11 protein-coding genes are annotated in these 13,814 nt (G+C 56.7%); 6 read left to right on the top strand and 5 right to left on the bottom strand.

The features are described 5' to 3' along the window. Positions 1–326: 326 nt before the first annotated feature. The 3 genes from P3T18_RS06150 to P3T18_RS06140 are packed head-to-tail and all read left to right on the top strand — an operon-like array spanning position 327 to position 1,885. Entirely contained in the window at positions 327–1,283 is a 957-nt protein-coding gene (locus P3T18_RS06150; RefSeq protein WP_429299005.1) for a helix-turn-helix transcriptional regulator, read from the top strand. Continuing rightward, positions 1,270–1,443, top strand: coding sequence for a hypothetical protein (locus P3T18_RS06145; protein WP_429299004.1), 174 nt, complete (start codon positions 1,270–1,272; stop codon positions 1,441–1,443). Before P3T18_RS06150 ends, P3T18_RS06145 begins: the two co-directional genes overlap by 14 nt. A 16-nt stretch (positions 1,444–1,459) precedes the next feature. Further along, the gene (locus P3T18_RS06140) at positions 1,460–1,885 is read left to right on the top strand and encodes a DUF3331 domain-containing protein (RefSeq protein WP_429299003.1); all 426 of its coding nucleotides are present in this window, start codon (positions 1,460–1,462) and stop codon (positions 1,883–1,885) included. Between the two features lie 23 nt (positions 1,886–1,908). Here P3T18_RS06140 and P3T18_RS06135 read toward each other — a convergent pair whose 3' ends face one another. From P3T18_RS06135 to P3T18_RS06115, 5 genes are all read right to left on the bottom strand, one after another. Next, positions 1,909–2,574: a molybdate ABC transporter permease subunit gene (locus P3T18_RS06135; RefSeq protein WP_429299002.1), complete on the bottom strand. Its 666-nt coding sequence runs from the start codon at positions 2,572–2,574 to the stop codon at positions 1,909–1,911. Between the two features lie 130 nt (positions 2,575–2,704). Next, positions 2,705–3,625, bottom strand: a complete 921-nt coding sequence (locus tag P3T18_RS06130; RefSeq protein WP_429299001.1) for an extracellular solute-binding protein — start codon at positions 3,623–3,625, stop codon at positions 2,705–2,707. 840 nt (positions 3,626–4,465) lie between these two features. Next, the gene (locus P3T18_RS06125; protein ID WP_429299000.1) at positions 4,466–5,455 is read right to left on the bottom strand and encodes a cytochrome d ubiquinol oxidase subunit II; all 990 of its coding nucleotides are present in this window, start codon (positions 5,453–5,455) and stop codon (positions 4,466–4,468) included. A gap of 24 nt (positions 5,456–5,479) precedes the next feature. Next, on the bottom strand, positions 5,480–6,877 hold the full coding sequence (locus P3T18_RS06120) for a cytochrome ubiquinol oxidase subunit I (RefSeq protein ID WP_429298999.1): 1,398 nt from the start codon (positions 6,875–6,877) through the stop codon (positions 5,480–5,482). Continuing rightward, positions 6,864–9,215 (bottom strand): FdhF/YdeP family oxidoreductase, encoded by a 2,352-nt coding sequence (locus P3T18_RS06115; protein WP_429298998.1) that lies wholly within the window; start codon positions 9,213–9,215, stop codon positions 6,864–6,866. The genes P3T18_RS06120 and P3T18_RS06115 overlap by 14 nt, the downstream gene beginning before the upstream one ends. A 1,897-nt stretch (positions 9,216–11,112) precedes the next feature. Between P3T18_RS06115 and P3T18_RS06110 the strand changes: the two genes are divergently transcribed. The 3 genes from P3T18_RS06110 to P3T18_RS06100 all read left to right on the top strand — a co-directional run bounded on the left by P3T18_RS06110 (position 11,113) and on the right by P3T18_RS06100 (position 13,799). Beyond that, the gene (locus P3T18_RS06110) at positions 11,113–12,630 is read left to right on the top strand and encodes an ATP-binding protein (RefSeq protein WP_429298997.1); all 1,518 of its coding nucleotides are present in this window, start codon (positions 11,113–11,115) and stop codon (positions 12,628–12,630) included. Positions 12,631–12,719: 89 nt separating this feature from the next. Beyond that, complete coding sequence (locus P3T18_RS06105) at positions 12,720–13,346, top strand: response regulator transcription factor (RefSeq protein ID WP_429298996.1); 627 nt, start codon at positions 12,720–12,722, stop codon at positions 13,344–13,346. 69 nt (positions 13,347–13,415) lie between these two features. Beyond that, the gene (locus tag P3T18_RS06100) at positions 13,416–13,799 is read left to right on the top strand and encodes a response regulator transcription factor (protein ID WP_429298995.1); all 384 of its coding nucleotides are present in this window, start codon (positions 13,416–13,418) and stop codon (positions 13,797–13,799) included. The last annotated feature ends 15 nt before the right edge of the window (positions 13,800–13,814 follow it).

Below are 13,814 nucleotides of genomic sequence, written 5' to 3'. Positions count from 1 at the left end.
TCGTTTCCATCGCTCTGGTCCCCACTTGATCTGGTGGGAACTAGGTTGCCGACTGAGCGCACCTATGAACAGACGGTGGTGAGGCAACGGTTACCAATCTCCCATCTTTCCCACGCGCAACTGCGCCAGCCTGCCTCAGGCGCGGTGCCGTGTCGCCCTTATGCCCCGCAGTCCGGTTAAACCAGCATATGACTTGATTGAACCATTGGTCATTCTGGGCAACCGTATGTAGGGCTAGTTGAGTCGATAGCAGTCGGTTACCTTTGAGTCGTGACGGTGCCTGTTCAAACCGCCACAGTCCCAACATCAATCCTGGAAGGCCGATCATGATCAGCTCGTTGTCTTTGCCTCCCGAACTCACTGCTAGCGTTCTCCATAGAAGTCCGATGAGCGCAATCGGCGCGGAACATCAATGGCGCGATCCGGCCGATGTCGGCCGCGACGTCGACTTGCAAAGCGATATTCTAGTGTCACGCTGGACACGGAACGACTTCGGGCCGCTAGAGGTGACTAATCCAGGGAGTACCGATCATCATTGCATCGCAATGAATCTTAAATGTACTTCACTAACCTTCAATCATGCCGGCCGCACGCTTGTCCGTGGGCGCGTCGCTGCAGGGGCCGTTCAGATCACCGCACCGAACGTGCCGTGCAGCGCGGTATTCGAATCCGCAGCCGACGTACTACATTTGTTTGTCCCCAAGCAGGTGCTGGATGAATGCTTTGAAGACACTTTCGGCCGGCCGTACTCTGGCGAAATCCAAATCGACGATCCCAAGCTCGTGCGCGACCCTGCACTTGAACGTCTAGGTCAAGCGCTGGCTGTATCACAGTCGGAAGACGCGATGCTCGGCAAGGTCTTTACCGACAGCGTCAGTCTTGCGATTGTCTCGCGCGTCATTTCGCGGCAATTCACGGTGCCCGAGCGCAAGACACGCGCTAGTAGCGCACTGCCATCATGGCGGCTGAACCGTGCAATTGAGTATGTCAATGCGCATCTGTCGGAGGCGATCGGACTGACGGATATGGCAAACAGCGCAGGGCTGACGCGCATGTATTTCGCGTCGCAATTCAGGTTGGCAACCGGGATGAGCCCGCATGAGTATCTACTTCGCCGCCGAATCCAACATGCACAACAGCTCCTGCTCGAGTCTCCCTACAAGGTTCTAGACATCGCTTTGAGTTGCGGGTTTCGCTCGCAATCTCACTTCACGACAGTGTTCAAACGCATGGTCGGCGAACCCCCATATTGCTGGAGAAATAAAGCGAATGTCGATCAGTAAGCATGTTCACCTATTTCTAAGAATCAGTGAAGTGTTCCTGCAACAGCCCGAAGATGGCGTTACCAGTGGTGAATGGCCGTCCTCGGAAGTGGAGACGATGCGCGGACTCGGTTCTGAGCTTGATGACGAGTTGCGCTCGATGGTCAACTGGAGTGCCTGAAGACAGGGGTGTCATCATGCTGAACAAAGCGAACTTTACAGATCCGTGGTCGCGTACTCTTCGTTTGTTATCCGCACTCTCTGGCGAAACAGATGCCAGTGTGTCCGCGACGTTGGCTGCGTTTGAGCGCAAGGGGCAGTTGGATCGCTATCTCCCAGTCGTTGGGCAGCGCTTCGAAGTACAGATTCGCGTGATTGATCGGCCTTCTCCGTCGACTGCCACCGTGGCGTGGCGCGACCCGACGCATTGCTCATACGGTGACCAGGTCTGGCACGCATGCCATGCACGCCTTTCCGGCGTATGCGCCTTGAGCGGCAAAGGGATTAAGCGTGGCGATGCGATATACAAACCGCGTCCTTGCCGGCCGGCTCCAGTCAACGCAGGCGCCATGATTCTCTTTGCCATACTTAACGACGCGTTCGCAAGCGAAACCAAAGTGTGACCGTCAGTTTCTATACCCTTCGGTCAAGATGTTCCGGTTCGCAATCTGAAGGCCGACATAAGCAATACAGGAAGCGGCAGCGTGAGCAGGAGGAGAATCCAGACGAGGACATAGACTGACTGCAAGCCACCGTTCTGCAGATTGACGAACAACTTCACCGGGATACCTTGAGGAAAGTAGGAGAACACGGAAACGATCCCGAATTCTCCAACTATTCGCGCCCAGGTGACGACGCCACCTGCGGCAATCTCGCGGGCAGCGATCGGTAGCGTGACGTACCAGAACACGCACAGCGGCGAGGCGCCGAGGTCCTGCGCGGCCTCTTCCACGTTTTTCGGCACATTTTCAAAAGCGGTGCGCGCGGCGGTGACAAAGTATGAGAGACCACCGTAGACTTGGGCAATGATAAAGGAACCGGCATTATTGTTCAGCGTCAAACTGAAATGGCCGAGCAGTTCGCCGATCGAACCGTACGGGCCGTAGGCCGAAACGAGCAGAATGCCCGTCGCCAAAGAGGGTGTGAGCAGAGAGAAGAGGACAAGAGACTCTGCTCCGCGTTTAAAATATGAATGCGTTCGCGCGAGCCAAAGCGCAAGCGGCAACCCCGCAACGACAATAACGACCATCGCCCACAGACTTAGTGAAATCGAAACCCACGCCGCATACCAGTCGCCATAGGCGGTCGTCAAACCTCTCCACTGGGTCTGTCCAATCAGTGAAAGGAACGGCAGCGCCAACACGGCAAGGCCTGGGGCTGTCCATAGCCATCGCGGGATTTGCCGAATCAGCGACGACCGCTCCGCGCTGTCCAGCCGCAATCTATTCGAATGGTGTAGCATTTTTTGGTGCCCGATACCCATTTTTCTCGAAGATTTCCTGCCCATTCGGACTGAGCATGAATGCGACGAATTTCTCGGCTGCCGCGGGATTGGGTGAATTTTTTAGCACCGCCGCGTAAAAAACAAGCGGCTCCGGGGTGAGGGTTTTGCTTTTACCGCTTGCGTCTTTGACGTCAAACGATACCGTGTCGTACCACGACTTTGCGAACAGGGGATTACTCAGGTTGATCTCATCGGGCAGCACGATGTACGGCAGCTTTAACGATATTGCTGCGCTCTCATACGCCTGCGCGGCGTCCACTTGGCCCGCTTCGAGACGAGCCAATACGCCTCCGTCCGCAAATACTTCGCGCGGGTTTTCAACATTCCCAAGTATTCTTTGAGCTAGGCCGGGCTGCCGGTAATACCGCTGAGCAAGCTTCATGGCAAAAACGATATTTTGCCCCCCGGGGTCGACGGTGGGATCCGTCCTGCCGAAATGCAGTCCAGGTGTCTGCAGGACTTGCCACCACGGCGCGCCATTTCCGGCTTGACTCATCTCGAACCGCTTTGCATACGGACTTCTTGGATTGAACGCTATAACCACGCTCGTGTTTGCTACGGGCACCGCCCTATCGACTAATCCTGCTTCTTTGAGGATTTGCATAGGCCCTGGCGTGATCGACACGAAGACGTCCGCGACGATTTTCTTCGCCGCAATTAGCCGGGCCATCCCATAGGCGCCTTCGCCTTGCCCCTGATACCGTACGCCGGTGGCCTGTGCAAAGGCGGGGCCAAGTCCACGATCCATAACGATACCCATCGACCCAGCGTAAGTCACATGGAGGGGTGGATCGGCGCGGGCGCTAGTGTCCGCCATGGCGAGCGCGGCGAGTGAAAGCAAGGCGAATTGTTTGAGCACGATGGTTCCCATACTAGTAAAGTGAATAAAGCGTTGGCGAGGTTAAAATCCGTGCCGCAAACGGATCGCAATGCCAGTTTCATATCGCCGCCCAAAATTGAGTGGCCAATAAAGTTCGGGCTCGCGCCCACTTCACTTACACGGGTATTGCATGTCTATTCTCAAGATTGATGACTGACGTTTTCTAGTAATCGCGATCGGATACGCGCCCATACTCTTCGAGAGTGGTCCAGAAAACGTTCGACCTGAGCTGTCGGCCTCCGAGCCCAACAACTCGGGGCCTGATTGAGAAACTTTACATTGCGTTAAAGGTCAGTTCCGCGACTCAATCGCTCGATAATTTGACCGCATTGTCGTTACGACCGATTGTTAGCGGGACCGAGTTGTTGATGATCTTAGTAGTTTACGATCGGTGTTTCGTTAGCATTCCTGCAATGTACATGCGACCTTGCGAAAGCGTATTTAATCGCTCGAAAAGCTAAAAAGTATGCTCGCATCGTCAAGACAAACCCACGCCCTTTATTCAAACAGGTCGCCATATGAATAGGTGTGTTTCCCAGATTAAAGTCATCTTTCGATGGTGCAGATTTCGCTAGGGCGTCGCCAAGAAACTCGGCAGCGCGAATGCCTCACTGGATTCTCTGCGCGACACCACCGAATTAGCGAACGAGGGGCCGTGGCCGGTAGAAGTCAAAACCCATTCCGCCTGGACCACGCCGGCATCGACTGACCCGTATGGCGTCACGCTGCTTCGCGCGTGGAGGAGAGGTTATGAAACTAACTCGGCAGTCGCAAAGTCGCGTTTTACATGACGACTCTCTCGCAGGCCGAACTGCCCAACTACTCACCGGCGTGGGAGCCAGTGAGTACCTTGCCACGGAAAATGTAGTATTGGTAGAGGTTGTATCCGATCATGACCGGGAACAGGAAACCGATACCAATCAGCATGAACACGAGCGTTGACGAATCCGATGCAGACTCCACAATACCAAGCTTTCCGGGCACGAAGTCTGGAAATAGGCTAATCGCGAGTCCCGCGAACGACAGCATAAAAAGCGCGACGGCCCCACGAAATGGTCCACGGGAACTGCCCATATAAAGCGAGACCATGACGAAGGCAAAGGCCAATGCTGCAGCAAGCCCAAGAGCTATCAATAAATGGAACACGCCTGCCTGGGTCCACCGTTCTTGTCCCACTTCGCTGATGAGCCAGGTGCCAACGGTCAGGAACACTGCCGCCGCCACCGTGACAAATGCGCTTAGCAAAGCAAGGCGGCGAGACCACTGCTCGATTGATCCGGTGGTTTTCTTGACCAGATAGGTCGAGCCGAGCAACGAATAGCCTGCAACAACACCGATCGCAGAGATTGTGACAAACACATCACTTAACTCACCTGGCATCAGTCCCGTCACGACTTTCCCTAGCACGATGCCTTGGGCGACTGCTGCAACCAGACTGCCTATCCCGAACACTTTGTCCCATAGTCGACCATGGCTCACGCTGTGGCGGAATTCGATCGCTGCGCCGCGCATGATCAGGCCGGCGATTAATAGCATGATGGGGAGATAGAGATCCTGCAGAATCAGCGCGTAGGCGTCGGGGAACGCGCCGAACAGAGCGCCGCCGAGCACCACGAGCCACGTTTCGTTGGCGTCCCAGACTGACCCGATACTCTGCACCATCACGTCGTGATCTTCGCGGCGTTTGCGCAGCAGGCTGAGTATGCCGATGCCGAGATCGAAGCCGTCTGTGACGACATAAAAGACCAGCATCAGGCCGATCAGGCCGAACCAGGTGATGGCGAGCATCGTGTGCGTGGAGCTTTCCATGAAAGTGTCTCGGTACGTGATGGATTAGTACTCTTCGACGGTCGCAGCCGTCCCGGTTTTGACGGGCGCGGGCGGATTCAGCGCAAGGTCGGGTCCGGTACGCAACCAGTTGCGCGCCAGCACGAAGAACGTCCCGAGCAGCACCACGTAGAACGCGAAAAACATCGCCATGCTCAAGGTCACGGACGAAGGCGCCACCGTCGAGACAGCGTCTTTCGTGCGCAACAAGCCATACACGACCCACGGTTGACGGCCGACTTCGCGCACGATCCAACCCGCTTCGACCGCGACGTAAGGCAGTGGAATGCACAGCACCCACGCGAGCAGCAGCTTGCGTTGTTCGAGCAGACGTTCGAGCTGGCCGCGCGTCTTGCGCAACACGTAAGCGGTCCAGAACGCCAGCACCATGAACGCAAAGCCGATGCCCGCCATCACGCGGAACGCGTAGTAAAGCAGGGGCAGCATGGGTGGCTGGTCGGCGGGCGCGAAATCGCGGAGACCTTTGACCTCGCCGTGCATGGTGTGCGTGGCAAGAATACTCAGCACGCCGGGCACTTCGATCGACCAGTCGTTGCGCTGCGCCTTCTGGTTCGGCCACGCGAGCAAGGACCACGACGCAGCCGTGCCGGGCGCATTGGTGGTCCAGTGACCTTCGATGGCGGCGCCCTTGGCGGGCTGCGTGGCGAAGACGCTGCCGCCGCTCGAATCGCCCAGCCAGATCTGGACGGGCGCGACGAACACGAGCACCAGCAAGGCGATCTTGAACGAGCGCGCGAAGAATTCCGGATGACGTCGTTTGAACAGGTTCCATGCGGAAATGCCGGCAATCACGAACATGCCGGTTTCGATCGCGGCGAACCACATGTGGGTGACGCCCCACACCATGTCGGGATTGAAGATAGCCGCGGCGTAATCGGTCACGACGATCCTGCCGTTTTCCACCGTGACGCCGGCGGGTGTTTGCATCCACGAATTGGCGACCATGATCCAGAAGGCGGAGATGCTGGAGCCGAGCGCGACCATCGAGGTGGCGAACAGATGCACGCCGCGCGGCACGCGGCCCCAGCCGAGCAGCATGACGCCAATGAATCCGGCTTCGAGCATGAAGGCCATCGCGCCCTCGAAGCCGAGAATGTTGCCGAAGAACTGTCCGCTGTAGCGCGAAAAGCCGGCCCAGTTGGTGCCGAACTGGAATTCCATCGGGATGCCGCTGACCACGCCCACCGCGAAGTTCAGCACCAGCAGCTTGCTCCAGAAGCGCGCCTGCCGGTAATAGCCGACGTTGCCGGTGCGCAGCCACAGCACTTCGACGAGCACGAGGAAAGCGGACAGGCTGATAGTCAGAATCGGCCACAGGATGTGAAAAATGGCGGTCATCGCGAACTGCGCGCGCGACAGATCGAGGACGTCACTTAGCTGCATGACCGTCTCCCGCGCTGTCAAGACTGAGCACCCGGCGCTTCGAATCTGGGCCGTTCGCGGTGGCTGGGACGATTTTTACAGGCACCGATTTGTAGGAAGGAGTACGGCTCTTTTGATCGAATGCGTAAAGCGGAACAAGCGGATTGGCTTCCGGGTAGTAGGCGCCGCAACATCCGTCCGGGAGTGTGTACTCGACCACCTTGAAACTATGAACTACGCGTTCGATACCGTCGAGCGACAACGCGAAGATATCGACGCGGTCGCCCGCATGCAGACCGCGCTTCTGCATCTCGCGTGGATTCAGGAACACGACATCGCGCTGGCCAAACACGCCGCGATAACGGTCGGAGTGCGAGTAGAGCGTGGTGTTGTACTGATCGTGACTGCGCATTGTGGTAAGCCAGAGCGCGTCGGCATCGCTATGCGCCGGATCTTCGTCAAGCCCCTCGAACACGAGGAAGTTGGCTCGTCCGCTAGCCGTCGCCCAGACCCTTTCGCGCGCACTTGAGACAAGGTGAAAGCCCCCTGGCACACGTATCCGTTCGTTATACCCCTGGAATATCGGGTACACGATTTCAATCTTATTGCGAATGCGGTCATAGCTCGCCACGAGATGTTCCCAGTCGACATGTGACGCGGGTCCCATGGTCGCCCGCGCGATGCCTGCAATGATCGCCGGCTCACTCTTCAGATGCGGCGAGGCCGGCTCGTTGCGGCCGCCGGAAGCGTGGACCATCGACATCGAATCTTCGACCGTGATCGACTGTGGGCCGTCAGCCTGGATATCAATCTCGGTACGGCCGAGACACGGCAGAATCAGCGCCTGTTTGCCGTGCACCAAATGACTGCGATTAAGTTTTGTTGCTATGTAAACGGTCAAATCAAGCTGGCGCATGGCGGCTTGGACACGAATCCAGTCCGGCACAGCCGCCGCAAAATTCCCACCGAGGCCAATAAACACCTTGGCGTCGCCACGCATCATCGAATCGATTGACGCGATAACGTCATGACCGTGTGCTGCTGGAGGGCGGAACCCAAACGCTCGTTCGATCCCGTCAATCAGGGCCGCAGAGGGCTTCTCAGTGATGCCTACCGTTCTATTGCCTTGGACGTTGGAGTGTCCCCGCACGGGGCAGACGCCCGCGCCTGGTCGACCGATATTGCCGCGCAGTAGCGCCAAGTTGGCAACTTGCTGCACGCATTCAGTGCCGCGGTGGTGCTGCGTGAGTCCCATGCCGTAGACGAGGATCACGTTGTTTGCGTGCATGTATATGTTAGCGGCGTTCTGGATGTCTTCGCGTGATAGGCCGCTTTGTTGCACGATTGCGTCCCAACTTGTGCCGCGAAGGTCGGCAAGCAAATCGTCGAGTCCGCGTGTGTGCCCGTCGATGAACTCAATGTCAAGTACACGTGGTTCATCTGAAGCGAGTGCGGCGTCGTCTGCCTCGATGACTGCCTTCATCATGCCTTTAAGAACGGCAACGTCACCACCCACCCGAACTTGATAAAAAAACGTGCTGATCGCCGTGAAGCCGAGCGTCGCCATTTCCACGGGATTCTGCGGCGACGCGAAGCGCTCCAGCGCACGTTCGCGGAATGGATTGAACGAGACGATCTTCGCGCCGCGTCGCGACGCGCTGTGCAAGTCGCTCATCATGCGTGGACTATTGGTGCCGGGGTTCTGTCCGAAGATAAAAATTGCGTCGGCGTGTTCGAAATCTTCGAGTAGCACCGTACCTTTTCCTACCCCGATCGATTCGGGCAAACCGACGCTGGTTGCCTCGTGGCACATGTTCGAGCAATCTGGGAAATTGTTCGTTCCGAATTCACGTACGAAAATCTGATAGAGAAATGCCGCCTCATTGGACGCCCGTCCGGACGTGTAGAAATCTGCCTGATGGGGACTGTCGAGGCCATTCAGATGTTTTGCGACAAGAGCAAAGGCTTCCTCCCACTCGATCGGCAGGTAGCGATCGGAAGCTTCCTCATAGCTCATTGGATGCGTAAGCCGTCCTGCCATCTCTAGATCGTAGTCGTCCCATTCGATCAGTTCGGACACGCTATGGCCAGCAAAGAATTCCGGTGTGCATCGGTTCGTGGTGGCTTCCCACGCGACAGCTTTTGCACCGTTTTCGCAGAACTCAAACGACGACGTATGCTTTGCGTCGGGCCATGCGCAACCGGGGCAGTCGAAGCCGTCCGGCTGGTTCATGCGTAGAAGAGTCTTCGCGCCCGAGACGGCAATGCCCTGCAGGGCGAGCGCTTCACCGGTTGCCTTGAGCGCACCCCAGCCACCAGCTGGCTCGCTGTAGATTCGAATCACTTTACGATCAGCCATAGCAATTTCCCGCAGATCCATGGAGGGTATGGGTGCAGCATGGCGCAACCGTATATGCTTCATTTGTGCAAAAGCCCGTCTGTTTCAGATTTGCACTTCAGACGATTTATGTTCCTAGCGTGAAAGAACAGGCGCGTACGGATGCGCTCTCTCGACATTGGCGACGATCTCAAGCGATGGAAAGGTCGAAGTCTGGAATGTTGCTTAGGTCGGAGGTTGGCTGATCGGAACTTCCGCGGCCTTGGTGTCCCAATTGGAGACAACGACACATGGAGCAACATCATGCAAAACCTGGAGAGTGGAACGTGTTAGTTGAGCGGTGCCAGTCGAGGACTTCCTCCGAAACTGTGTCGTTTTAGTCGCCGGACAGAGTCGTTCGGAAACACAGCGCCACCTCTAGCAACCGACGCCACGTCACTGCGACCATGGGCCTCCATATGGTGGTCATAGCGACCTCGCCTGGCCAGTATGCGAGTCGCTGCTCGGGATCGGAATTCGCAAGACGCTACGAGAAGTCTTTCCCATGATCGGGGGTCACATTATTTCGAATTGCGCCCGTGTGGTCGGTGTAGCCCAACAACCGTGTTTCACGGGTTGCTCATGATTTTCTATGCGGCAGCGGATTGATGGTGAGGGTCTTTCACCGTCACTTGAGTTTCGCGTACTTCCGCTCGGATTGGAGTTGTTCGGTGTGTGGTGTCTACCAAGCTAAGGGCGCTTGTTTGTCTTGTATCAGTCAGTGCTAGGCGCGAAGATGAATATATGGAAGGAGCCTAAACTGGGGACTGGGAGTCTTAGACTGAACGTCTGGCCTAGCGCGGAAGCGCACTAGGCGTCACGGGCGACGAGCATCACCGACTGGAACGCTAGCTTGACCGCGCCTCGCTTGCAGTGTACGGCGACAACTTAACCCGCGCTGTCATGATTGCAAGCGAGTCGGCGATTACCGTGGAGATCGACGCTCGTTGTCAGATTTTGATGCCTGAATCAGCCATTTTGCGGTGTGTCCCCGCGATTGTAGCCGGCCCGTTGATAACCTCGGACGATTGCAACCGTTTCCTGAATCGTTCGCCGGCATAAAACCAATCACTCAAGTCCAGTTTTTCCAGTCCCGCGTCGTGGGGCGTCTAGCTGGCGCTGAAGGTCGCGTGGTCCGCTTAGTAGTGACGGAACGCTGCGGCCCAAGGGTATTGGGTACCAGCCGGCTGCGGTTGAAGGTATTCGTTGCTCCTTGAGTCGCGGCTTTAGGATCGGCCCGGGCCGCCGCCGGTAGCTGCAGCAGGTCCGCGCGACCGCCTTCGACAGCAATTCGCTCTAAAGGCAATTGCGTATCGCGATTCGCCTCTTCAATTACCTGGTGAAAGTCTCGAACTCCGTGTAGGCATGTCGCCCATCCGGCGCAAAAGAGACAGGAGGCCACTGCGGCGACATGGCAAAAGCCGGGGCGAAACTGTACGGCGTTGTCGGCACTCATGTGCTGTTCCCTCGTGATCAGCTGCGGCGAGCGGTGGGTTGAAGCGGTCGGAGTATCGCGGCCAGTATTGCCGCGCCGGCAGACGCTGCCTTTCGTCGAAGCACGGAGATTTTTTTATTCGCACGTGGCCGGGCGGCTCGTGAACTGGATGCTTAAGGGATTTATACGAAGGTGTGATAAGGCCACCGACGCGCCTTTCAGCCCCCTGTGCCGCGTTGCATGCGTCGCGGGGGAGGGTCCAGCTGAGAGGTTGTGACAGGCAGCTGAAACGGTGAATCACGTATCCCAATGGATAATAGTTTCAGATGACTTTCCCCACTACCATGTATCTAACGACGCGATCTGTGTATCGGCCGCGTCAACGATTAAGGCGCGAAGTCCAGGAACTCGCCCGGCCCGCCAATTACCTGTCGTGAGTTCAGCATGATAAAGATCGGTCGAATCGCGGTGTCGCTGGAGATGCGGGAAGTATTCCTGGATGGGCAACCGTTACCGCTCGGGTCACGGGCGTTTGGAATACTTGAACTGCTGCTTCAGGCCGGGGGAAAGACCGTGACGAAGGAGGAAATTTTTCGACATGTCTGGCCCAACTCGGTTGTCGGCGAAAACAATATTCACGTGCAACTGTCCGCATTGCGGAAAATTTTCGATGGGCAAAGGCAGGTTATCCGTACGATTTCCGGGCGCGGCTATCGACTGACCATCGAAACTGAGCCCGCTGAAACTGCCGCGACGGCGCTGCCCTACATATCCCCGTCCGAACTAAGCCCTTTCATCGATGCCGGCAGCCTGAACGGTCTGCCGGTTTGCCACACGCCGCTGATTGGGCGCGAAGACGCGACTGCAGACGTTGTCCGTGCACTGGAGCATGTTCCGATTGTTACACTGCTTGGCCCCGGTGGCATCGGCAAAACGCAACTCGGCGTCGCGATAGCTAGGGCGATTGCCGAAAAGTCGGGTGTGCAGGTGTGTTTCGTCGCTTTGGCCTCAGTCGGCCGCGATCAGAGCATTGTAGGAACTCTCGCTCAGGCACTCGGCGTCAGTTGTAACAACGGGAATGTCGATTTGAGCGCTGTCATTGCGGCGATCCAGCGGCGCAAGCTGCTCATCGTTCTGGATAATTGCGAGCACGTGATTGAATCGGCGGCTATCGTCTGCGACGCACTTCTGCAGGCAAGCGCAGATCTACGAATTCTCGCGACCAGTCGTGAGTTGCTGCGAAGCCGGGGTGAAAATTCTTATAGCGTCGCCGCCCTCAGCACGCCATCCATGAATGCATCGTCGCAGGCGATTCTGGCTTGCGGTTCGGTAAAACTGTTCCTCTCTCAGTTGAACGCTTTGAACGCCGCGCCAGTCGTTGAGCGCGCCAGCCTCGATATGATCGCGACGGTTTGCCGCCGGCTCGACGGTGTACCTCTCGCTATCGAATTGGCGGCGGCGCGCGCCGCGGTCTTTGGAGTTCGCAAGCTGCTTAGCGAACTTGATAACCGTTTCCAGTTCCTGACCGGTGGCCGCCGTACCGCGCCACGGCGGCAACAAACGCTGGAGGCTTCGTTAGAGTGGGGCTATGAGCTTCTTGATGAATCGGAGAAATTTGTACTGAATAGACTAGCAGTCTTCCCGGCTCAATTTTCATTGGAAGCAGTTTGTGCGGTCGCAGCATCGGGGCGGTTGACGCGCAACGAAGTCACTGAGGCGATTGTAGGACTTGCATCCAAGAGCTTCATCATGACGACCTGCGACAGCCGGACCAAGGAATACTTTCTGCTGGAAACAATAAGGGATTACGCGTTAAGGAAGCTACATGATTCAGGCGACGCGGAAGAAGTGCTTTCGCGGAACGTCGATTTCACTATTTTCGAGGAAGCTGGTTTTCGGCGCAGTTCCGGCCGCACCAGACTCGCTAGCCCAATTTCGGCTGGGGCGCTGGTTCCGCAGTAAAGGCCTTAGCCTAGGCGCCGCGAGCTTCCAGCGGTTGGTATCAGGTACCATGTCGGCACTGGAGTTCCCACTTTTTCCCGGAAGCTGCAATGCCCGGTCCTTCGGAAGTTGAACCGATGGTGTATGTGATTGACGATGAGGAAAGCGTACGTGAAGCGCTCGTGCGTCTGCTGCGATCGGCGGGCTTCGAGGCACAGAGTTTTGCATCCCCGGTGGAAGTGTTGTCCAACGAGTTGCCCCACGTGCCCATGTGTATTTTACTTGACATGAATCTGCAGTCCACAAACGGATTTGCCGTGCAGGATCAGTTGGCGCAGAAGGGTGTGAAGGTTCCGATCATTTTTTTGACCGGTCACGGCTCGATCCCGATGTCGGTCCGGGCAATCAAGGCAGGAGCGCAAGAGTTTCTCACCAAGCCGATTGACGATGAGGAGCTGCTCGAGGCTATAAGTCGCGCACTCGCGCAGGATAAAACGAATCTTGCTGAGCGTGCATTCAACGCTGGTGTAATGAGCCGTGCGGCATCGTTGACGCCACGCGAGATGGATGTTTTCGAGCTTGCGATCGAAGGCAAGATGATCAAACAGATCGCCCACGAACTCGGCACCCAAGAGGTCACGGTGAAAGTTCACAAACGACGTGTAATGAGCAAGATGCAAGCCAAAACGCTTATCGAGTTGGCGAAAATGTGGGAGTTGATTCGTCGAACGCGATGAGTCTCCAGACGCAGTTTGTATCGCGCCGGAATGTGTTCTCTCTTCTAAACAGTCGGCGCAATTGGAGTAATGGCAGCTATGAGCTTTGTGTGTATCGTCGACGACGACGCTTCGGTAAGAACCGGACTCGGTAACCTTCTTAAATCCGTGGGTTATGCGACGGTCGCTTTTTCTTCGGGCGAGGAATTTCTCGCTTCGCCGGATATCGACGATGCGTTATGTGTTCTCCTCGACGTCAGAATGCGGGGCATGCAAGGCCTCGAAGTTCAGCGGCAGCTAAATGCCAGGCATGAAACAATCCCCGTCGTGTTTATGTCGGCTCATGGCGACGGCGAAACGGTTGACAGAGCTATGCAGTTAGGTGCTGTTGGATTCCTACGGAAACCGTTCGCTGAGGAAGTATTGCTCGAATCGATTGAGCTTGCCATTGGACGTAAGCACGGTGACTGTTGAACACTTGCGATGCTG

Source organism: Paraburkholderia sp. GAS199, from assembly GCF_050436585.1.
Taxonomy (GTDB): Bacteria; Pseudomonadota; Gammaproteobacteria; order Burkholderiales; family Burkholderiaceae; genus Paraburkholderia.
This window is presented reverse-complemented; position numbering and strand designations above follow the sequence as displayed.